Here is a 21146-nt window from a genome sequence, read left to right on the forward strand (position 1 = left end):
TATGGGAAACAAAACAACATCCACCCCCAAGCAACAAAGGGATGCACATGCTACCCAACATCACCTCTCCTCCTACGTGGCAAAGACCCTGTACGGATTGGAGGACGTACTAGCCGATGAACTAGAAGCCCTCGGGGCCTCTGATATAGAGATAGGTCGGCGTATGGTGCGTTTTAGAGGCGACAAGCGTATGCTATACCTTACTAACTACCGTTTGCGCACGGCTCTACGCATCCTCAAACCCATCTACGAGTTTAACTGCGAAAGCATCGAAGACCTCTACGAGACCCTCCGCCAATTCGAGTGGAACCGGTACCTCCGATGCGACCAAACCTTCCTCATAGACCCTGTGGTTTTCTCCGATAGGTTCAGCAATAGTCGCTACGTGAGCTATCGAGTAAAAGATGCCATTGCGGACTACTTTGTAGCCAATACCCCCGATGGGAAACGCCCTTCGGTACGCATGGATACTCCCGACGTTCGCTTTAATATTCACATTGCACAAAAGCATGTTACCCTCTCTTTGGATAGTTCGGGAGATAGCCTTCACAAACGTGGATACAAAGTAAAACAGACCCCGGCTCCACTCAGCGAAGTACTCGCTGCCGGTATCCTACTCAAAGCCGGATGGAAGGGGCAGTGCGACCTTATAGACCCGATGTGTGGTTCGGGCACCTTTGCCATCGAAGCAGCTCTGATTGCTCGAGGTGTGGCAGCAGGCGCATGGCGCACCAAATACGCCTTCGAAGAGTGGGCGGACTTTGATGCCGACCTTTGGCGAGAAGTACAAGAAGACCCCAACTTCGAGACTCCTTTTGAGCACCACATCTACGCCAGCGATATAGCCAACGATGCCTATACGGTAACGAATGCCAACGTGCAGCACATGGGATTGGGACACGACATTACCGTAGAGCTTCTAGCCATGCAGCGCCGTACGGCCCCCGAGGCTCCCGTGCTGATGGTACTCAACCCTCCCTATGGAGAGCGGCTCACTCGGTTCGATTTGGAGGCGCTCTATAGTATGATCGGCAGTGAACTCAAGCACAAATATGCCGGCTCTAAGGTTTGGATTATTGCCCCCAAGAATAAGCTATTCAATGCGATTGGTCTGCGTCACTCCTCTCGCCTCGACTTGCTCAATGGCGACCTCGAGTGCGAACTAAGGAGCTACGAACTATTCGAGGGCAAGCGTGACGATTTCAAACGCGACCTAGCCGAGGGGAAAACACGCACGTATGCCCCCTCTCGCCCCTATCGAGAGCGCAAGCAAGAGCACACCCCTAGGGGGAGACGCCCCGAGAAGGAGCCATTTGAGGGCAAGCGTGACAATTTCAAGCGAGACCTAGGCGAAGGGAAACCACGCACGTATGCCTCCTCTCGCCCCTACCGTGAGCGCAAGCAAGAGGACTCCCCCAGGGAGAGATACCCCGAGAAGGAGAGACCATTCAAAAGCAGCCCTCCCGAGATGGAAGAAAAGACACGTCGCCCCCGATTTGGAGGGAAAGGGCAACACGGCTCAAGAGGGCCCAAAGACAGATTCGGCAGACATGGGGACGAAGAGCGTCCCGCACGCAAGTCCCGCATCCAGGTCTTCGATGATAACAATCAATAGAAAAAACAAACGATTATATAAGTATATGGGAAATAAAACTCTACATACCCTACTTCTCAGCTTCCTGCTTGCCGGGAGTTCGCTTTACGGCCACGCACAAGATGCCCAAGGGCTCTATAGTCTGGAGGAGGTAACCCCGGGAGGGCAAAAGTTCTTCAGCAACTACTACCCCAAGTACATCCCTCGCTTGCAATGGATAGGCGATCGTTGTACCTATCTAGAGGGGAATAAACTAATGGAAAGCAATGCCAAAGAGCAAAACCCCAAGGTATTACTTACTACTAGTGAGCTACAAAACCTCATCACGGGAGAAGATCTCCTACACATGTATCATGGGCAACTACCCCATTACTACCCCATCGAGGGACAGCCTTCTCTCCTTGCGGTGCAAACATGGCGTGCCATCTATATTATTGATCTTTCTCAGAAAAAACTTCTTCGCAGCCTTTCGCTCCAAAACGAAGAGGATACTGCCGACGAACTTGTAGAGCTATCGCCCGATGCCAAGTGGCTTATCGCAAAAAGCAGCGACGGCACTCTGTACATGCAACAACTCGAAGAGGCGGGGAGCAACAAGCCTACACAGCGTCTCGTTATTGCCCAAAACGAAGGGAACTCTATCGTCTACGGAGAGTCTGTCCATCAGCGTGAGTTTGGTATCGAGAAGGGGATCTTCTGGAGCCCCGATGGCAGCAAAGTTGCCTTCTACCGCATGGATCAATCCATGGTAGCTCCCTATCCTTTGGTAGACATCGCCCCACACAAGGCAAAAGAGGTACCTGTACGCTATCCCATGGCGGGCGAGCCTTCGCACCACGTTACCCTTGGGGTCTTCGATCGTACCACGAGGCAAACGGTCTACATGCAAACGGGTGGCGACCCCGAACACTACCTCACGAACATTGCTTGGGACCCCGACAATCGTTCGCTCTACATTGCCGAAGTGAATCGAGGACAGAACCACAACGAAGTCAATCGCTACGACGCTCAATCGGGAGCCAGGCTTGCCACTCTGTTTGTGGAGGATGACCCCAAATACATTGAGCCGCAGTCTCCCATGATCTTCCTCCCTGCCAACGATGGGCGTTACCTCTGGCTCTCTCGCAAAGATGGCTACAACCATTTCTATCTTGGCTCTACCCGTAAAGCAAACTCTCTACAACAAATCACCCGAGGCGAGTGGGAAGTGACCGAATTCAAGGGCTTCTCTCAAGACGGCAAGACCATCTTTTTTGAGGCAACAGCCGCTTCACCTCTAGAGACTCACCTCTACAGCATCGGCATTAATGGCAAAAATTTTGTAGATCTAACCCCCATAGAGGGCGTGCACCGCACAAGCCTCAACGCCTCTAAGACAGCGTTTATAGACACCTATTCGTCCCCTACGACACCTCGCATCAGCCGCATTGTGAGCACCAAGGGTAAGGAAGAAAAACAACTACTCAAAGCGGAGGATCCGACAAAGAATGCCGTTATGCCCGAGATTACACTAGGAACCCTAACGGCACGGGATGGCAAGACCACACTGCACTATCGCCTCCTCAAACCGATCAACTTCGACCCGAACAAAAAGTATCCGACCATCATTTACGTTTATGGCGGTCCACACGCTCAACTTGTGACCAAAGACTGGTTGGCCGGAGCCGGTGGCTGGGATGTGTATATGGCACAGCAGGGCTACGTCGTCTTCACCCTCGACAATAGAGGGAGTGCTCGCCGTGGGCGCGACTTTGAGCAGGTGATTCACCGCCAAGTAGGAACGGCCGAGATGGACGACCAGATGCGCGGAGTAGAGTTTCTACAGCAGCAACCCTGGGTAGATACCGAGCGTATAGGCGTCTACGGATGGAGCTTTGGAGGCTTTATGACGACCAACCTAATGCTCACCCATAGCGATGTTTTCAAGGTAGGTGTAGCAGGCGGACCCGTAATAGACTGGAGCCGTTACGAAGTAATGTACGGCGAACGCTACAACGATACTCCACAAGAAAACCCCGAAGGGTACAAGAAAAACGACCTCACGCGCCGTGCCGGCGATCTCAAGGGGCGCCTCCTTCTTATCCACGGCACCATGGACAATGTGGTACTCTGGCAGCATGCTCAAGCCTTTGTACAAGCATGTATCAACCAGCATACCTACCCCGATTGTATGTACTATCCGGGGCATGAGCACAACGTTATGGGTAAGGATCGTGTACACCTCAACCAAACAATCACAAGATACTTCCAAGATCATCTATGAGCAAGATATATTATATCCCACAAGATGAGGAGCAAAAAGACATCCTCCAATTAGATTCGATCATGCAAGAAAAGCGAGCCACCGAACGCCTCACCGTGCTGCTCTTAGGCTCCGGAGGACGCGAGTCTGCCATGGCATGGCGCATTGCCACCTCTCCCGAGGTAGATCAGCTTTACCTTGCTCCGGGCAACGGAGGTAGCGAAAACTACGGCATCAATGTACCCGAACTCTCGGGCAAAGACTTTGACGCCATCGCCGACTTTATTGCAAGTCATGGGGTCAACCTCTTGGTCTCGGGACCCGAAGAACCCCTTGTACAGGGTATTGCCGACTATTTTGCCGAGCGCAAACAAGACTTTCCCCTCCTCAAAGTGGTAGGTCCTAACGCCCAAGGCGCACAGCTAGAGGGGAGCAAAGACTTTAGCAAAGCCTTTATGCAACGCTATGGTATCCCCACAGCGGGCTACCGCACCTTTGGAGCAGGCGAAAAGGATAAGGCCGTTGCCTACCTACAGACTCTTCGCCCACCCTTCGTACTCAAAGCCGATGGTTTAGCAGCAGGTAAAGGGGTACTGATTGTGCCCACTCTAGAGGAGGCTGCCGAAGGCTTCGACAACCTAGCCGAAGGCCATTGGGGCACCAAGGGGCAAAAGATCGTTATCGAAGAGTTCTTACAAGGCATCGAGTGCTCCGTATTTGTAGCTACCGATGGAGTCAATTACAAGGTACTCCCTGCAGCAAAAGACTACAAACGCATTGGAGATGGCGACACCGGCCCCAATACGGGAGGGATGGGCTCTGTTAGCCCTGTGCCTTTTGCCGACGAGGCTTTTATGGAAAAGGTGCGTCAACGCATCATCGAACCCACCCTACAAGGGCTGCAAGATGAAAAGATAGAGTACCGTGGATTTATCTTCCTCGGGCTGATGAATGTAGGAGGTGATCCCTATGTTATTGAGTATAATTGCCGCCTGGGCGACCCCGAGACGGAGACCGTAATGCTACGCATCTCTAGCGACGTGGCACTCCTCCTTAAGGCTATAGCAAGCGGCACGCTCGACGAATACACACTCACAGAAGACCCGCGCCCTGCAGCCAGCGTAATGCTCGTCTCCCGTGGTTACCCCGGAAGTTATAAAAAGGGTTATGAGATTACCCTCCCCGATCCTCCCCACGACACCTGCCTCTTCCATGCCGGCACGCGCAAACTAGATGGCAAAGTCGTAACCGATGGCGGGCGAGTACTCTCTGTAAGCTCGTATGGCGCCACTCCCGAGGCTGCCCTTAAGCGATGCTATGCCATAGCTCAGCAGGTACTCTTCGAAGGAAAGAACTACCGCCACGATATCGGGCAAGATCTTCTCTAAACATGGTATAAAGTGTTCCTATCCCCCATTCAACAAGCAACGTGGGGATAGGAACGTTTTACATTAATCCCAAGCTGCTCTCTAGCACTCGCACTCCAAACCTCTACTCCGGATTGCTGCCCTCATCTTCCTTTAGATGCAATACAACACCTCTCCCTCCCCCGGCAAAATGCGAGGAGCTTTGCCACTCTCCCTTCTCCTAATCCTAGGGGAGGCCGCAGCTATCATCCCTCTTTTTAGCCCCTCGCAGTTCTCCTTTTGGATGCTCGAGGCCCCCATAGAAGTACCCGTATGGGCTCTACCCTTAGGGGCGAGTTTACTCATCATCCTTGCATGTCTACTGCTACGATTTCTTGCCAATAGCTTTGTTCTCTATGAAGAAGAAGACCGCCACTGGAGCACCCTGCTCACCACTCTTCTCTTCCTACTCTACCCCTTTGCATGGAGCTCTGGCTCGGTGCTACTCTCCCTATTGCCCTATCTCGGGATTCTCTTCAGTCTCTACAATAGTTATCGCCACTCCGATCATCCCCTAGATCTCACAACAGCCGGTGTGTTTATGGGCTTGGGAGTCTTGCTCTATCCCCCATTTATAGCCCTTCTACCCCTCACCCTTTTTACGGCCATCGACCTCCGAGCTCTCTCTTTGCGTAGCAGTATCGGATTTTTCTTGGGGCTTATCAGCACCTTCATTATTGCCACTCCTATTGCATTATACAGCGAGAGTCTCCCCCATATACAAGGGGCGCTACAAGAGATCTTCACGCCTCACCCCATCTGGCAAGAGGGCAATATGCTCCCCCCACTCCCCCTCACGGCCGTGATTATGAGCACCTCTCTCTATGTCATTGCGATACTGTTTGGAGTAATACGCCTTGGCGAAAAAAAAGTGCGAGTACGCCAGCTTATGGCAGCACAGATGCGCCCGGCTCTGATGCTTCCCCTAGGGATTTTCTACTCACAACACCTTGTCGGGCTCTCCATCCTGAGCCTTATCCCCACAGCTATGGTAATGGCTCTCGCCTTTCCGGCCCGTGAGCGAAAGATGCGCTCCTTCTGGCTCATTGTACTCCTCCTTAGCCTCCTTGTTATTTGGAGTATACCTTTTTTCACATAACATCTTCCCTCCTATTTGCTAAAAACCTCGCTTGCAGGTAGGCCACCACAAGGAACAACGATGGCAATTCCACGCAAAATTGTACCTTTGTAGAAATAAGATACAAAATAGGCAATGCGGGCAAATCAGATATTCCGTGGGACCATAGTACTACTATTCTCCCTTTTCACTTTACCATCTCTGTATGGTCAGCGCATGAATGCCGCCTATCAAGCCTACATCCATAAGTATGCCGATGAAGCGATACACCAGATGAAGCGGCACAAAATCCCGGCAAGTATCACGATAGCACAAGGATTGCTCGAATCGAATGCAGGTGCTAGCATGCTGTCAAGCGTGCACAACAATCACTTTGGCATCAAGTGCCACAAGACTTGGCAAGGCAACCGAGCCTATCAAGACGACGATGAAAAAGGCGAATGCTTCCGCAGCTACGACTCTCCGTTAGACTCCTATACCGACCACTCTTACTTCTTGCAACAGCCCCGCTATAGGCCTCTATTCCAGCTTGCAATAGATGATTATAAAGGATGGGCCAAGGGGCTACAAAAGTGTGGTTACGCTACCGACAAGGGATATGCCAATAAACTTATCGCCCTTGTAGAGCTCTATAGTTTGTACGAGCTAGACCGAGAGGAGATCCCCTCGTGGCCAACTGGGAAGGTATCGTCACCCGCACCTTCCCCCGAGAAGAAGCGAGAAAAACAAACAACGTCTAGGGCTCCCCTAAAGAGAACTCTGTACAACTGCTATGGTCTCGAGTACGTATTGGCAGAGAGTGGAGACTCATTTGCAACGATAGCTCGCGATGTAAACATGGACGAAGAAAGCCTAGCCTCCTTCAACGATGCCACTATAGACTTCCCCCTCAAAAAGGGAGATGTGATATATCTACAACGCAAAAACAAACGTGGAGAAAGCACTCCGGATCATGTAGTGAGCGTGGGAGAATCGATGCACAGCATCTCTCAGCTCTACGGCATTCGCATAGAGTATCTCTACAAAATCAATGGTTTAGACATAGAGAGTTACGTACCTCTAGAGGGAGATGTACTCCGGCTTTGGTAAAACGACAATAAGCACTATGAGCAACGAACGATATATGCAGCGTGGCGTCTCTGCCAGTAAAGAAGACGTACACAATGCAATTAAAAATGTAGACAAGGGGCTATACCCTCAAGCTTTTTGCAAGATCATCCCCGACCTCCTAGGCGGAGACCCCAACTATTGCAACCTAATGCATGCCGATGGAGCCGGTACAAAGTCTTCCCTTGCTTACATCTATTGGCGTGAAACCGGCGACCTCTCCGTTTGGAAAGGGATAGCCCAAGACGCCCTCGTAATGAACCTCGACGACCTCCTCTGCGTAGGAGCCACCGACAATATATTGCTCTCCTCCACCATTGGGCGCAACAAGTCTCTCATCCCGGGAGAAGTGATTGCGGAAATCATCAATGGCACAGAGGAGCTCTTGGAGAGCCTTCGAAAGTTGGGTGTAGGCATCTACTCCACAGGGGGAGAAACAGCCGATGTGGGCGACCTCGTACGTACCATTATAGTGGATAGCACTGTGACTTGCCGCATGCGTCGCAGTGATGTCATAGACAATGCTCGCATTGCCGCTGGAGACGTAATCGTAGGCCTTGCCTCCTATGGACAGGCCACCTACGAGCATCAATACAACGGCGGGATGGGGAGCAATGGGCTCACCTCGGCTCGTCACGACGTCTTAGGGAAATACCTTGCAGAGCGATTCCCCGAGAGCTTCGATGCATCCATTCCTCAAGATCTCATCTACAGCGGCTCTCGCACCCTCCTAGAACCTGTGGAGGATACACCTCTTAATATGGGACAATTGATACTCTCTCCGACTCGCACCTATGCTCCCGTAGTGGCAGCAGTACTCCGTGAGCTTCGCCCCCAAATACATGGTATGGTACATTGTACCGGAGGTGCACAGACCAAGGTACTCCACTTTGTTCGAGGGAAACATGTGGTAAAAGACAATCTTCTGCCCGTACCCCCACTCTTCCGCATCATTGCAGAGGAGAGCGGAGCCTCGGGAGAAGAGCTCTATAAAGTATTCAACATGGGCCATCGCTTAGAGTTCTACCTACCTCAGGAGGTGGCCAGCGATGTTATCGCCATCAGTCAGAGCTTCGGCATCGAAGCCCAGATAATAGGGCATGTAGAAGACGCGGCAACGAATAGTCTCACCATCCAATCGCCCTATGGCACTCTACGCTATTAAATGAACGAAGAGAAACTATTACAACACCTCCAGAACCTCGAATCGCGATTCGAAGAGGTGGCATTACTCATCACAGACCCCTCTGTAATATCGGATGATAAGCGCTTCGTGCGCCTCAGCAAAGAGTATCGCCGCCTAGAGGAGTTGCACCAAGCCCACGAGGAATACAATCGCCTCAAGCATAATCGCCAGGAAGCGATGGAGCTACTCAATGGGACAGATGATGAGGAGATGAAGGCTCTTGCCAAAGAGGAAATCGCCTTTGCCGACGAGCAATGCCCTCAATTGCAAGAAAAAATTGCTCTATTGCTCCTACCCGATGACCCCGAAGATGGGAAGAATGCCATCATGGAAATCCGTGCAGGTACAGGGGGAGACGAAGCCGCTCTATTCGCCCGCGACCTTTTTAAGATGTACACTCGCTTTGTAGAGGGGCTCGGCTGGCGTGTAGAGGTGAGTAGCTATACCGAGGGCACCCTTGGTGGGTACAAAGAGATCGTTTTCTCCGTAACGGGAGACAATGCCTACGGCACCCTCAAGTACGAGTCCGGTGTGCATCGCGTGCAACGTGTGCCGGAGACTGAGGCTCAAGGGCGCATCCATACCTCGGCTGCCACGGTTGCCGTATTCCCGGAGGCCGACGAGTTTGATGTAGAGATAAAGGAGAGTGACTTACGCATCGACACCTTTTGCTCCAGTGGAGCGGGGGGCCAATCCGTAAACACCACCTACTCGGCCGTGCGTATCGTACACGTACCCACCGGGATCACCGTACAGAGTCAAGACGAGCGCTCGCAGCTCAAAAACAAAGCAAAAGCGCTTACCGAGCTACGTAGCCGTATCTACAATCTCGAACATCAGAAGTACCTCGACGAGGTTGCCTCTCGCCGCAAAACAATGGTATCCACCGGCGATAGAAGTGCTAAAATACGAACCTATAATTATCCACAAGGTAGACTTACCGACCACCGCATTGGGCTCACGCTGTACAATCTACAAGCCGTACTCGATGGGGATCTAAAGTCTATTATCGACGCCCTCTCTGTGGCAGAAAATAGCGAACGGTTGCAAGAGGCGGCCCTTAGCTAACCCCCGACTCCTATCATTCAAAAGGCATGTAATACTTAGTTGCAATGACTAGACAAGAACTCATAGAAAACATAAAGCGGAAACGCTCCTTCCTCTGTGTAGGACTCGATACAGACCTCCGAAAGATCCCCGAGCACCTCATGCGCACGGAGAATCCCATGCTTACCTTCAATCGTGCCATCATTGATGCCACCGCCGGCTCTTGCGTAGCCTACAAGCCCAACGTAGCCTTCTACGAATCCATGGGTGCCTTTGGGGTGCAAGTATTGGAGCACACAGTGGCTTACATACGTGAGCAGTACCCCGATCAATTCATCATCATGGACGGCAAGCGTGGAGACATAGGAAACACCGGTACGCACTACGCTCGCTCTACCTATGAGTACCTAAATGCCGATGCGCTTACCGTAGCTCCCTACATGGGGCAGGACAGCGTAAAGCCTTTCCTAGAGTACAAGGATAAGTGGGTTATTCTACTTGCCCTCACCTCCAATCAGGGAGCTAGCGACTTCCAGCTAACCAAAAACGCAGAGGGAGACTTCTTCTTCGAACAGGTGCTCAAGACCAGCAGCCAATGGAGTGACGACGAGCACATGATGTACGTAGTGGGGGCAACCCAAGCCGAGTACCTGCAACGCGTACGCAACATCGTTCCTAATCATTTCCTTTTGGTGCCGGGCATTGGCGCACAAGGCGGGGATTTTGACCAACTCGTAGAGCATGGTATGACTCAGGAGTGTGGCCTTCTCGTCAATTCGTCTCGAGGCATTCTCTATGCCGATGGCTCCGAGCATTTTGCTTCTGCGGCAGCTAACGAAGCAGAAAACCTCCGTCGCAAAATGGAAACGGCTCTAATCAAACGAGGAATCATCTAATCCCTAGCCTTAAGAGGGAAATAACGTTATGCAGTTTACACTACAGAGTATTGCCACATTGCTAGGAGGTACTATTGAGGGAGATCCTAAAGCTATAGTATCCTCTTTTGGACGTATAGAAGAGGCGGGCGAGGGCCAACTGACCTTTCTTGCCAACCCTAAATACGAACCCCATATCTACACAACCCGAGCAACGGCTACTCTTGTTTCTGACGACTTTCGCCCCTCGGCTCCTCTCTCGACTAACCTAATCCGGGTGGCCGATCCCTATGCGGCTCTTGCCCAATTGATGCAATTGGCAACAGAAGAGATGGCTCCCCGCTACGAAGGTGTAGCTAGCGAAGCCTATATCCACCCCTCTGTAAAACTTCCCCAGCACTGCTACATTGCTCCTTTTGCCTACATTGCAGAGGGAGTTACCTTAGGCGAGGGCTGCTCTATTTATCCCCACTCCTATATCGGCAAAGGCTGCAAGATTGGGGAAGGAAGTACACTCTATCCCCAGGTGACCATTTACCCGGGATGCGAGATAGGGGCACGCTGTACCCTACACGCAGGTGCCGTAATCGGGGCTGATGGGTTCGGCTTTGCGCCCTCCGAGGAGGGGTACAAGAAAATCCCCCAATTGGGGAATGTAATCCTGGCAGATGACGTAGAGATCGGGGCCAATACGTGTATAGACCGTGCCGTAATGGGTAGCACCACCATAGGTAAAGGCACCAAACTCGACAACCTTGTACAGGTGGCACACAACTGCTCCATAGGCGAGCACACGGTGATGGCAGCCCAAGGTGGTATGGCGGGTTCTTCTCACATCGGCTCCTGGTGTCGCACCGGGGGGCAAGTGGGGCTTGCCGGTCATGTTTCGGTAGGCAACCATGTAGATATGGGCGGCCAGACCGGTATCCTTGGCAATGTAAAGGATGGACGTCAACTCCTTGGCTCTCCGGCCATGGATCTCTCTACGGCAATGCGAGCCTATACCGTAGTGCCCAAATTGCCGCAACTACTCAAAAGAATTGAAGAGCTTGAAGATAAAATCAATAAATTATCCTCTACCCATGCAACAGCAAACACTAAATGAAGCCCTCCACTTCGAAGGGATAGGGCTCCACACCGGTCTCCAAATCACCATGACCTTACAGCCTGCACCTATCAACACAGGATACCAAATCAGGCGTACAGATGTAGAGAATGCTCCTCTTATTCCAGCCTTAGCAGAGTTGGTTTCCTCTACCGATCGCAGCACCGTTCTCAAGAAGGGAGACCTCTCCGTAAGCACCATTGAACATACCCTCAGTGCCCTGTATGCCCTTGGGGTAGACAATTGCATTATAGAGGTAAATGCCCCTGAGTGCCCCATTCTTACGGGTAATTCTCAACCCATCGTAGAGGCGATACAGCGCGTGGGGCTGGCCGAGCAGAAGGCCGAACGCGAGTACTACGTTATCAAAAAAAGGATGGAAGTGAGCGACCCCGATACGGGAGCTCGTATTATCCTCCTGCCCGACGAAGAGTTCGGCGTAGACGCCCATATCTCCTACCCTTCGCCTCTTTTGGGCAATCAATTCGCCTCTTACGACAGCCATACCGACTATGCTTCGGAGATTGCTCCGGCTCGTAGCTTTGTCTTTGTACGCGAGCTTCTCCCCCTCATCCAGAAGGGGCTGATACAGGGCGGTCAGCTATCGAATGCTCTCGTTATCAACGACCGAGAGCTAAGCAATGAGGAGAGAGAAGAACTAGCAAAAGTGCTACCTCAGGGGACCGAAATACCCACTACAATAGGCTTCCTCAACCCCAATGAGGCACTATCCGGAGAGCCGGCTCGACACAAACTTCTCGACATAATAGGCGACCTTGCTCTCGCAGGAAAATTCATCCGTGGGCACGTTTTGGCTTACAGCCCCGGGCATGGCATCAACAATAAGATGGCACGCCTCCTGCGCAAAGAGATCAAACAGATCGAAGCCCAAGCACCGGTATATGATCCCGATAAGGAGCCCATACTTGATATAAATCGCATCAAAGAATTGCTCCCTCACCGCTATCCCTTCCTCCTTGTAGATAAAATTATCGAGATCGGGCAGGATAGTATCGTTGGGGTCAAGAGCGTATCGGGCAATGAACCCTTCTTCGTTGGGCACTTCCCCAACGAACCGGTAATGCCCGGAGTACTCATCGTAGAAGCCATGGCACAGACGGGAGGATTGCTCGTACTCAGTGCTATGGAAGAGGGAAGCGACTTCTCTACTTACTTCTTAAAAATCAACAACGTAAAATTCCGTCAGAAGGTTGTTCCCGGCGATACACTCGTGTTCCGCCTGCGCATGATGAGCGAGATAGTACGAGGGATTGCCAATATGCGCGGTCTTGCTTATGTAGGAGAAAAACTCGTATGCGAGGCTGAGTTTATGGCACAGATTGTAAAGAACAACTAACTTTCTCCCCTATAAAATGGACACAACCACCATACACCCCACAGCCCTTGTTGCCCCCGAGGCTAAGCTAGCCGACAGGGTACAAATAGACGCCTTTGCCATAATAGAAGAAAATGTAGAGATAGGAGAGGGAACTCATATCCACAGCCATGCCATCATACGCAGTGGTGCTCGTATAGGGGCACACTGCGAGATCCATCCGGGAGCTGTGATAGCAGGAGTTCCCCAAGACCTAAAATTCCAAGGAGAGGAGACCCTCGCCTATATAGGGGACTACACGACCATCCGCGAATATGCCACCGTCAATCGAGGGACGGCCTCCCGTGGTTATACCAAAATAGGAGACCATTGTCTCATCATGGCATACAGCCACATTGCCCACGACTGTGTACTACAAAATCACATTATCATAGGCAATGCCTCCCAGATAGCAGGGGAAGTGGAAATTGACAGCTATGCCATACTCAGTGGAAGTGTACTCGTACATCAGTTTAGTCGCATCTCGCAACACACAATGATACAAGGGGGGAGCCGTGTTTCCAAAGACATTCCTCCCTACACCCTAATTGGTCGCGACCCGATTGTGTACTGCGGCATCAATATCGTGGGACTGCGGCGTAGAGGATTCACCAATGAGCAAATTTTTCTCATTAATGACGTATATCGTACCCTCTACCAACGCGGACTTAACAATACAGAAGCCATTGCCACCATCGAACAAGAGATCCCATCTTCTCCTGAGCGTGACCTGATCCTCAACTTTATTCGTTCTTCGGAGCGAGGTATTGTACGAGGGAGTATAGACTAAAGCCCAAGTCCTTTCTTCTTAAGTCTTTGGTATAGTTATATGATAAAGATATTCTCCGGCGAAGAAATTAACGCCCTCTATACACACACCATACAGCACGAGGGGCTACCTCTCCTCACGCTTATAGAGAATGCAGCAACCAAGCTCTCCGAAGAGTTTTTGCATGTATATAAGAATTGCGGACGCCCCATTGTTTGTATTGCCGGGAATGGTGATAATGGAGCCGATGCCCTAGCTCTCTCCCTTGAGCTTGCAAGCAATAACTATGCAGTCTCGGTCTTCTTGATCCAAGGGAAGCAGTCGCTTTCCTCGGCATGTGAGACGATGAGAAATCGCGTGGCCAGCCATCCCAACATCAAACTACAAGAGGTAATTAGTGGCAAGATCGAGTTCCCCGTATTGACGCCCAAGCATATTGTTATTGATGGTCTCTTCGGTACGGGGCTCAATCGCACCCCGGAGGGAGCCTACAGAAGCATCATACAATACATCAATCAATCGCAGTGCGAGGTTGTATCCATAGACCTACCCTCGGGCTTGTATCCCAGCGAAAATCTCATGGTAGACCGTGATGCCATCATCAAAGCCACCTATACCTACACTCTGGAGTACCCCAAGCGTTGTTTCTTTTTTGCAGAAAATGCCCCCTTCATTGGGAATCCCAGTGTAATCCAACTTGGGCTGAGCAGTAGCGGCAAAGACAACCTGCCTACCCGCCACTATCTGATTGAGGAGAATACGCTAGCTACGATATTCCGCCGTCGCGATCGCTTCGCACACAAGGGGCTATTTGGTCATGGGCTACTCATTGCAGGCTCTCAAGGCAAAATGGGCGCAGCGATACTTGCTAGCAAAGCGGCTCTTAGGAGTGGTATCGGCAAGCTCACCTGCCATATTCCTTACCGTGGAGAGACCGCCTTGCAGGCAGCTGTTCCCGAGGCCATGCTCGACCTGGACGTCAATAGCAACATCACCACAATGGTAGATAACCTACGGCAGTACGATGTGATTGCCATAGGCCCCGGGCTGGGACAAGAGGAGGAGACGGCTGAGATGCTCATCGACCTATTCTCCAATGCAAGTGACAAGACTTTTGTGATAGATGCCGATGCGCTTAATTTGATTGCGAACCATAAGTCGTTACTTGACCTAGTGCCCAAAGGCAGCATTCTCACCCCTCATGCGGGAGAATTCGACCGCCTTACGACCCACTGGGATACGGACGAAGAACGCCTTGAGCAGGCTACCTACTTTGCTCGTACACACGGACTAAATATCATCTTAAAAGGGGCTTACTCCACCACGTGTACCCCTGCCGGGAGTATCTACTTCAATAGCAAGGGCAACCCGGGTATGGCAACAGCAGGCAGTGGCGATGTGCTCACAGGGATTATTCTTGCCCTACTGGCGCAAGGCTACGACCCCTCTACGGCGGCAGTACTCGCCAACTACTTCCATGGGGAAGCGGGCGACCTCTTTGCAGCTAGGTCTAGCGAAACAGCCCTCATTGCCTCCGACATTATTGACAACCTCCCGGAGGTATTCAAAAGCTTCGAAGACCGCTAACGGGCTCTAAATAGGAAACGAAACCACGCAAAGCGACCTCTTCTACTTAGGTAGGAGAGGTCGTTTTGGTATTTATACGCCTCTTGCTCAAAAGAGATATTGCGATAGGCATTGCCCGGGAGGAGCAAGCGCAGGAGCCACTCCAAGAGATAGCATATATAGAAAGGGATGTAAAGCATCTCTCGCATCTGGGCAGAATGGATTTTTTCGTGATTGAGTGTTTCCGGCGTAAGTTCCGCAGCCTCCCGACGTACAAAGAGTACCCCAAAAAGATTCATGGCAGTAAATCCCCGAAAAGGGATATAGGAATTACGAATAATACGCATACACAGCCTTCTCTATCTCATCCAAGAGACAAAGGTACAGCATCACCGCGTCCTATCTATTAAATCAAGGAGAAGAGAAAGCGTTCTCAGGTGCGATGGAGAGACGAAGTCGAGGGAGCGGGGATTTCTGGCTGGAGTGAAGGGGGAGGAGATTTCGCCCAAAAAGTTTTCTTTTTCTACCTGAAAAGTCTCTCCCATTCTGGCTGAAAAATTGGGAAATCCTGCCCTAGAAATTTTTAGTCCCAGGGCAAGAGCGAAAAATATTTCACCCTCAGATGCAACAAATTCTCTTTCAGTTCGTCTTATGAGTAGAGGGTTCTAAGCGAGAGCCCCAATAGAGAAGAAGGAGTAGCCCATCGCAGAGTAGGCCCTTCACACTCTCTTTAGAAAACTTACATGACAAAGAAATAAAAGATGATTCGACACCTTCTGGTTTCCCTCTTGGGGTTTGCCGGTTGCCTAAGTGCAATGGCTCAGTCTACCACCACCTCTATTGCGAATCTATTCGAGCAATGCGCTCGCATAGAGGGAGTGGAATGTAGCTATATTGGGGCAGAAGTCTTGGCCCAGTTGTTTAGTGGCGCTACCCCTGTAATTGATGGGGAGTTCCTCGATGCTTTGGCAACATCAAGTTTCAAGAGTGATAGCGGTACTTTACCTCTTACTCTCAAAGAAGCGGAAGAGCAAAGTCTTTTCATACTCTCTATACCTCGTTCGCTAGCACTCTCCCGAGGAGATCAGAAGGTTGTCGTATCTCTTTTTTCGCCCCTACAGTTTGAGGACTCCGAATTGATCACGCTTGCCAGCGAGGGTAGCGACAAAGTGCGTATCTTTGGCATACGCAATACTCAAGACTCTACCTTTACGGGCATGTATATCCTATATACAAACGAGAAGCGGCAACAGGCGATCCGCCTACTAGGTCACTTTAGACTTAATAGTGCGATTCACTTAGCCCCTGCTCAATCGGGGGATAAATAGTCCGATAGGCTCCATCTCTTCTACTCTCTATCTGTATGAATAAGGCTACATTCAACCAAACATATCTCCCCCTTAGGCAGGTGATATTTATGGTATGCATGGCCCTACTCACAGATCAGGAGGTAGCCAACGATATCACTCAAGATGTTTACCTCCGCCTATGGGAGCAACGAGATGAGCTGGACAACGTGCAGTCGCCACAAGCCTATGCCGTGCGCATTGCACGCAACCGATGCCTAGACCACCTCAAGAGTGCCGGCGAGAGACTGCGCACAAGTGGCAAAGAGGCTGAGACGGCTCTAGCTCTACAAATAGACAATAGTGCCGACCCCCATAGCACGCTTGTAGCAAAGAGCGGAGAAGAACGCCTTGCACATTGGGTAGAACAATTACGCGAGCCCCAAAAAAGTATATTCATGCTAAGGCACTACGAGATGCTATCCAACCAAGAGACAGCAGATCGCCTTGGCCTACAAGAGACAACAGTACGAAGCACCCTATCTCGCCTTCGCAAAGAAGTACGAGCCCTATTTGAAAAAGATTGAACCCCTAGAGCGATAAAAAGCATGACTACTCCAAGCCAACTTGAGGAGCTACTCCGGAAGTACTACGATGGGTCAACCTCTCCCGAAGAGGAAGTCTCCCTCTATCTCTCTCTACTCGAAGAGTCCGAAGACAGCCCCTATCGCCCGGACTTACTAGCCATCGAGCAAATGATGATGGCGGCCGCCCAGCTCTCTCTACAAAAGCGGGAGGAACCGGCAACTCAAGAACTGAAGGTACAGAAGCGTTGGCGCATCATCCCCAAACCTATTCTCACCGCCGCTGCTGCTCTAGCTCTCCTTATCGCTATCGGCACCTCTATCTGGCAGCCCGCCTCTGAGCCCAATGGCTCTTGGCGTAATACTCGCCCCATAGATCAGGAGGAAGTGGATCGTGAGATGGCGCGCGCCTTTGGATTGCTCAACGATTGCCTCTCGGCCGGCAATGCACACTACACCAAGGCTCACTCCACCCTGGAAGAAGTTTCTAGCTTTCTAGATGCCTCTTACCAACAGATACAGCCGATGAGCTCCACTACCCCCTTTGCCTCGCCCTTTGACATCTCTTATTAGTCTCTCTAGATATACCCGTCTGCGATATGAAACTCCTACCCATCGTCACCGCCCTATTTGCACTACTACCTCTAACCTTCCGCCCCGTGCAGGCGCAAAACAACACTACACTGGAGCGTCTAATGTCTACTGACGGCATCACGGTAGTTTACCTATCCTCCTCTATGCTTTCGGAGTCTTCCCTACGATTTTCCGGCAGCAATGGGCACTCCGCCTCCCTACACGGATTGGTACAAGCGGTCAACTCCGTGTACATCTTCTCGGCAGAAGATCGTAAGAATATCCAGCTCATGCGCTCCATCTTCACCCCCATGATCAAGATGGACTCACCCACCTACGAGCAACTTTTCTTTGTGAAAGAGGATCAGAGAACCATGCACCTCGTGGGTAGAAAAAAGGGCAACGAAATACACGACCTCTACCTCCTAGTAGACTCGCCGGAGGAGTACGTAGCGATTTCGTTCATCGGCAAATTCACTCGTAAACAAATAGAGGAAGCGGTACAATCTCCGGAGCAACCCTCTCGCAAGGGTCCCCTTCGCAATCGGTAAGATCACGCCTCTACCTCATAATAAGAGAGACTAAAACAACATTACCTTTTCATATTCTTCTATTAAACTCGGGGCTTCCAGAAATGCGGGAGCACGTTAGGAAGCCCCAACTCACTCTCCTCTAAAGACAACTAATTTGAATCTGTTTTATATAGAGCTCCTCGCAAAGCGATGATACTTTGCGAGGAGCTCACTTTTTGGTTTGTGGGGAAAGAAAAAAATCCCCACTAGATGGCTCTAGTGGGGATGGAAAGATTTTAGGGGAAGTCTCTCCTAGAGAGCAAGAAGCTTTTGAAGAGACTCTTTGGCGTCTCCCGTAAGCAGAGCTACACCCGCCTCGCGTGTATAGAGCGGATTTTCTACCCCGGCATACCCAGGTTTGAGGTCGTAGTTACAGATAATCACATGAGGTGCTTGATCCACATTCAAGACAGGCATGCCGTAAATGGGCGTACCCTCGGCATTGCGGGCGGCAGGATTCAAAACATCGTTAGCCCCAATTACAACCACCAAATCGGTAGAAGCGAAATCATTATTGATAGCCTCCATCTCAAAAAGGTCTTCGTAGGGAACATTTGCCTCGGCAAGGAGCACGTTCATATGCCCCGGCATACGTCCGGCTACAGGGTGGATAGCAAAGCGAACCTCTGCCCCCTGCTTTGCAAGTTTATCGGCGAGTTGCTTTACTTCGTGCTGCGCTTGAGCGAGCGCCATACCATAACCGGGCACGATAATTACCTTCTTCGCCTCCTTCATCCACTGAGTATAGGAGGGAGTGCTAGAAGCGGATTCCTTTGCACCCTCAGCCTCGGGAGCAACGGTCTGATCCATCTCGTCCATAAGGCGAGCCAAACTCTCCTTGGCATCCCCCGTAAGGAGAGCTACACCCTCTTCTCTCGTGTAAAGCGGATTCTCTACGCCGGCATAGCCCGGTTTGAGGTCGTAGTTGCAGATAACGACGTAGGGAGCTTGGTCTACATTCAGTACCGGCATGCCGTAGATGGGCGTACCCTCAGCATTGCGAGCTGCGGGATTCAGTACGTCGTTAGCCCCGATTACGATAGCGGCATCTACCTTGGCAAAGTCGTCGTTGATAGCCTCCATCTCAAAAAGGTCTTCGTAAGGTACATTCGCCTCAGCGAGGAGTACATTCATATGCCCCGGCATACGGCCTGCCACAGGGTGGATGGCAAAGCGAACCTCGGCACCCTTCGAGCGAAGTTTATCAGCAAGCTGCTTCACTTCGTGCTGCGCTTGAGCGAGTGCCATACCATAGCCGGGTACGATAATCACGCGCTTGGCTGTGGAGAGGATAGCCCCTGCCGTGGGCTTATCATTAGCTTCGGTTTTAGGAGCTGCTGCGCCATTACCTGCCAATGCTTTTTGGTAATCAGAAAGAAGAGCTGAGACGGTTTCTTTAGCATCGCCCGTAAGGAGTGCCACACCCTCTTCTCTCGTGTAAAGCGGATTCTCTACGCCGGCATAGCCCGGTTTGAGGTCGTAGTTGCAGATAACTACGTAGGGTGCTTGGTCTACATTCAGTACCGGCATGCCGTAGATGGGCGTACCCTCGGCATTACGAGCGGCAGGGTTCAGTACGTCATTTGCCCCAATCACGATGGCTGCATCCACCTTGGCAAAATCGTCGTTGATAGCCTCCATCTCAAAGAGATCGTCGTAGGGCACATTGGCCTCGGCAAGGAGTACGTTCATATGACCCGGCATACGACCGGCCACGGGGTGGATGGCAAAGCGAACCTCTGCGCCCCCTTTGCGAAGAGCATCGGCAAGATGTTTCACCTCGTGCTGAGCCTGAGCAAGTGCCATACCATAGCCCGGTACGATAATTACACGCTTGGCGGTGGAGAGTACCTCACCGGGGGTTTTCTTTACTTCTACTTTGAGAGCAGCAGCCGGCGAAGGCGTTGCCACAGGTGAGGGGGCAGGCGCAGCCACCTTTTTCTTTGTACCGAGGAGGATAGAGAGGAGGCTACGATTCATAGCTCGGCACATAATCTGCGTCAGCAACAATCCTGATGCCCCTACAATACCACCCACCGCAACGAGCAGGACATCCCCAATAGCCATACCGGCAATAGCTCCGGCTACACCACTCAACGAGTTGAGCAGCGAGATGGTGATCGGCATATCGGCCCCACCTACACGGATAGAGAAGTAAAGCCCAAAGAGAGCAGAGAAGATAGAGACTCCGGCAATTAACCAGAATATAGGCATCCCCTCGTATTGAGAGAAAGTACCGATGAGTATCAGTATCGCCATTACCACAAGCGAGAGTACCGTCGCCATCGAATGGAAAGCCCAAACCTGCGGCTTTTGTGGAAGAATACGATGCAATTTGCCGGCAGCAACAAGGCTACCAACCAACGTGATAAGTCCGATACCAATGGCGAGGTAGCCGGTAAAATTACTAAATGCAGTAGCCTCTAGGGTTTCACCAATACCCGCCACAGAGAGAATCCCCACGAGTGCCGAAGCTCCTCCACCAAGGCCGTTGAGCAAGGCAACCAACTGGGGCATCTGTATCATTTTTACGCGCATGGCAAACATCCCCCCAATCAGGGTTCCAATAATAAGAGAGGGATAGAGACTCCAAGCTGTAATGATAGGCGTACCATTATTCTCCTTTGTAAGTAGAGTAAAAACAATACCGGCAAGGATGGCCAGAGCACTAAGAGAATTACCCAAAGAGGCATAACGCACCTTACTCATAAGGGCAATACCCACCATCACAAGCAGTGAAAGAAGGGCACTAATTACGTATATAAGCGTCTGGTCCATAGT

At 51.3% G+C, this 21146-nt stretch carries 18 protein-coding genes; 16 read left to right on the forward strand and 2 right to left on the reverse strand.

Annotated elements, in window-relative coordinates; all coding sequences use genetic code 11:
• Position 1: 1 nt before the first annotated feature.
• The 12 genes from Q0090_RS00885 (at position 2) to Q0090_RS00940 (ending at position 15371) form a co-directional block, all read left to right on the forward strand.
• Positions 2 to 1615, forward strand: coding sequence for a THUMP domain-containing protein (locus tag Q0090_RS00885; RefSeq protein WP_297946559.1), 1614 nt, complete (start codon positions 2 to 4; stop codon positions 1613 to 1615).
• A 25-nt stretch (positions 1616 to 1640) separates the two neighbouring features.
• The gene (locus tag Q0090_RS00890) at positions 1641 to 3857 is read left to right on the forward strand and encodes a S9 family peptidase (RefSeq protein WP_297946561.1); all 2217 of its coding nucleotides are present in this window, start codon (positions 1641 to 1643) and stop codon (positions 3855 to 3857) included.
• Positions 3854 to 5224, forward strand: a complete 1371-nt coding sequence (purD, locus tag Q0090_RS00895) for a phosphoribosylamine--glycine ligase (RefSeq protein ID WP_297946563.1) — start codon at positions 3854 to 3856, stop codon at positions 5222 to 5224. The genes Q0090_RS00890 and purD overlap by 4 nt, the downstream gene beginning before the upstream one ends.
• Before the next feature lie 136 nt (positions 5225 to 5360).
• Complete coding sequence (locus Q0090_RS00900; RefSeq protein WP_297946565.1) at positions 5361 to 6341, forward strand: hypothetical protein; 981 nt, start codon at positions 5361 to 5363, stop codon at positions 6339 to 6341.
• 114 nt (positions 6342 to 6455) lie between these two features.
• Entirely contained in the window at positions 6456 to 7409 is a 954-nt protein-coding gene (locus tag Q0090_RS00905; RefSeq protein WP_297946567.1) for a glucosaminidase domain-containing protein, read from the forward strand.
• Between the two features lie 16 nt (positions 7410 to 7425).
• Entirely contained in the window at positions 7426 to 8592 is a 1167-nt protein-coding gene (locus Q0090_RS00910) for an AIR synthase related protein (RefSeq protein ID WP_297946569.1), read from the forward strand.
• Positions 8593 to 9681, forward strand: a complete 1089-nt coding sequence (gene prfA / locus Q0090_RS00915) for a peptide chain release factor 1 (RefSeq protein ID WP_297946571.1) — start codon at positions 8593 to 8595, stop codon at positions 9679 to 9681.
• 44 nt (positions 9682 to 9725) lie between these two features.
• Positions 9726 to 10556: an orotidine-5'-phosphate decarboxylase gene (gene pyrF, locus Q0090_RS00920; RefSeq protein ID WP_297946573.1), complete on the forward strand. Its 831-nt coding sequence runs from the start codon at positions 9726 to 9728 to the stop codon at positions 10554 to 10556.
• Positions 10557 to 10584: 28 nt separating this feature from the next.
• Complete coding sequence (gene lpxD, locus Q0090_RS00925) at positions 10585 to 11640, forward strand: UDP-3-O-(3-hydroxymyristoyl)glucosamine N-acyltransferase (RefSeq protein ID WP_297946575.1); 1056 nt, start codon at positions 10585 to 10587, stop codon at positions 11638 to 11640.
• Positions 11618 to 12997 (forward strand): bifunctional UDP-3-O-[3-hydroxymyristoyl] N-acetylglucosamine deacetylase/3-hydroxyacyl-ACP dehydratase, encoded by a 1380-nt coding sequence (locus Q0090_RS00930; RefSeq protein ID WP_297946577.1) that lies wholly within the window; start codon positions 11618 to 11620, stop codon positions 12995 to 12997. Before lpxD ends, Q0090_RS00930 begins: the two co-directional genes overlap by 23 nt.
• Positions 12998 to 13013: 16 nt before the next feature.
• The gene (gene lpxA, locus Q0090_RS00935; protein WP_297946579.1) at positions 13014 to 13805 is read left to right on the forward strand and encodes an acyl-ACP--UDP-N-acetylglucosamine O-acyltransferase; all 792 of its coding nucleotides are present in this window, start codon (positions 13014 to 13016) and stop codon (positions 13803 to 13805) included.
• A 39-nt stretch (positions 13806 to 13844) separates the two neighbouring features.
• Complete coding sequence (locus Q0090_RS00940) at positions 13845 to 15371, forward strand: NAD(P)H-hydrate dehydratase (protein WP_297946581.1); 1527 nt, start codon at positions 13845 to 13847, stop codon at positions 15369 to 15371.
• Here Q0090_RS00940 and Q0090_RS00945 read toward each other — a convergent pair.
• Positions 15368 to 15697: a hypothetical protein gene (locus Q0090_RS00945; protein WP_297946583.1), complete on the reverse strand. Its 330-nt coding sequence runs from the start codon at positions 15695 to 15697 to the stop codon at positions 15368 to 15370. The genes Q0090_RS00940 and Q0090_RS00945 overlap by 4 nt on opposite strands.
• A 414-nt stretch (positions 15698 to 16111) precedes the next feature.
• On the opposite strand from Q0090_RS00945, the gene Q0090_RS00950 reads away from it, so the two are divergent.
• The 4 genes from Q0090_RS00950 to Q0090_RS00965 are packed head-to-tail and all read left to right on the forward strand — an operon-like array spanning position 16112 to position 18344.
• On the forward strand, positions 16112 to 16678 hold the full coding sequence (locus Q0090_RS00950) for a hypothetical protein (RefSeq protein ID WP_297946585.1): 567 nt from the start codon (positions 16112 to 16114) through the stop codon (positions 16676 to 16678).
• A gap of 35 nt (positions 16679 to 16713) precedes the next feature.
• Positions 16714 to 17223, forward strand: a complete 510-nt coding sequence (locus Q0090_RS00955; RefSeq protein WP_297946587.1) for a sigma-70 family RNA polymerase sigma factor — start codon at positions 16714 to 16716, stop codon at positions 17221 to 17223.
• 21 nt (positions 17224 to 17244) lie between these two features.
• Positions 17245 to 17793 (forward strand): hypothetical protein, encoded by a 549-nt coding sequence (locus Q0090_RS00960; RefSeq protein WP_297946589.1) that lies wholly within the window; start codon positions 17245 to 17247, stop codon positions 17791 to 17793.
• A 26-nt stretch (positions 17794 to 17819) separates the two neighbouring features.
• Complete coding sequence (locus Q0090_RS00965) at positions 17820 to 18344, forward strand: DUF4252 domain-containing protein (protein WP_297946591.1); 525 nt, start codon at positions 17820 to 17822, stop codon at positions 18342 to 18344.
• A gap of 273 nt (positions 18345 to 18617) precedes the next feature.
• On the opposite strand, the gene Q0090_RS00970 is transcribed toward Q0090_RS00965, so the two are convergent.
• The gene (locus Q0090_RS00970) at positions 18618 to 21143 is read right to left on the reverse strand and encodes an NAD(P)(+) transhydrogenase (Re/Si-specific) subunit beta (RefSeq protein ID WP_297946593.1); all 2526 of its coding nucleotides are present in this window, start codon (positions 21141 to 21143) and stop codon (positions 18618 to 18620) included.
• Between the last annotated feature and the right edge of the window lie 3 nt (positions 21144 to 21146).

The sequence above is a fragment of the uncultured Porphyromonas sp. genome (assembly GCF_938023125.1).
GTDB lineage: Bacteria > Bacteroidota > Bacteroidia > Bacteroidales > Porphyromonadaceae > Porphyromonas.

Excerpts from the sequence above, each read along its gene's own strand:
- Q0090_RS00885 (WP_297946559.1), top strand. The coding sequence starts at position 2 with ATGGGAAACAAAACAACATCCACCCCCAAGCAACAAAGGGATGCACAT.
- Q0090_RS00890 (WP_297946561.1), top strand. The coding sequence starts at position 1,641 with ATGGGAAATAAAACTCTACATACCCTACTTCTCAGCTTCCTGCTTGCC.
- purD (WP_297946563.1), top strand. The coding sequence starts at position 3,854 with ATGAGCAAGATATATTATATCCCACAAGATGAGGAGCAAAAAGACATC.
- Q0090_RS00900 (WP_297946565.1), top strand. The coding sequence starts at position 5,361 with ATGCAATACAACACCTCTCCCTCCCCCGGCAAAATGCGAGGAGCTTTG.
- Q0090_RS00905 (WP_297946567.1), top strand. The coding sequence starts at position 6,456 with ATGCGGGCAAATCAGATATTCCGTGGGACCATAGTACTACTATTCTCC.
- Q0090_RS00910 (WP_297946569.1), top strand. The coding sequence starts at position 7,426 with ATGAGCAACGAACGATATATGCAGCGTGGCGTCTCTGCCAGTAAAGAA.
- prfA (WP_297946571.1), top strand. The coding sequence starts at position 8,593 with ATGAACGAAGAGAAACTATTACAACACCTCCAGAACCTCGAATCGCGA.
- pyrF (WP_297946573.1), top strand. The coding sequence starts at position 9,726 with ATGACTAGACAAGAACTCATAGAAAACATAAAGCGGAAACGCTCCTTC.
- lpxD (WP_297946575.1), top strand. The coding sequence starts at position 10,585 with ATGCAGTTTACACTACAGAGTATTGCCACATTGCTAGGAGGTACTATT.
- Q0090_RS00930 (WP_297946577.1), top strand. The coding sequence starts at position 11,618 with ATGCAACAGCAAACACTAAATGAAGCCCTCCACTTCGAAGGGATAGGG.
- lpxA (WP_297946579.1), top strand. The coding sequence starts at position 13,014 with ATGGACACAACCACCATACACCCCACAGCCCTTGTTGCCCCCGAGGCT.
- Q0090_RS00940 (WP_297946581.1), top strand. The coding sequence starts at position 13,845 with ATGATAAAGATATTCTCCGGCGAAGAAATTAACGCCCTCTATACACAC.
- Q0090_RS00945 (WP_297946583.1), bottom strand. The coding sequence starts at position 15,697 with ATGCGTATTATTCGTAATTCCTATATCCCTTTTCGGGGATTTACTGCC.
- Q0090_RS00950 (WP_297946585.1), top strand. The coding sequence starts at position 16,112 with ATGATTCGACACCTTCTGGTTTCCCTCTTGGGGTTTGCCGGTTGCCTA.
- Q0090_RS00955 (WP_297946587.1), top strand. The coding sequence starts at position 16,714 with ATGAATAAGGCTACATTCAACCAAACATATCTCCCCCTTAGGCAGGTG.
- Q0090_RS00960 (WP_297946589.1), top strand. The coding sequence starts at position 17,245 with ATGACTACTCCAAGCCAACTTGAGGAGCTACTCCGGAAGTACTACGAT.
- Q0090_RS00965 (WP_297946591.1), top strand. The coding sequence starts at position 17,820 with ATGAAACTCCTACCCATCGTCACCGCCCTATTTGCACTACTACCTCTA.
- Q0090_RS00970 (WP_297946593.1), bottom strand. The coding sequence starts at position 21,143 with ATGGACCAGACGCTTATATACGTAATTAGTGCCCTTCTTTCACTGCTT.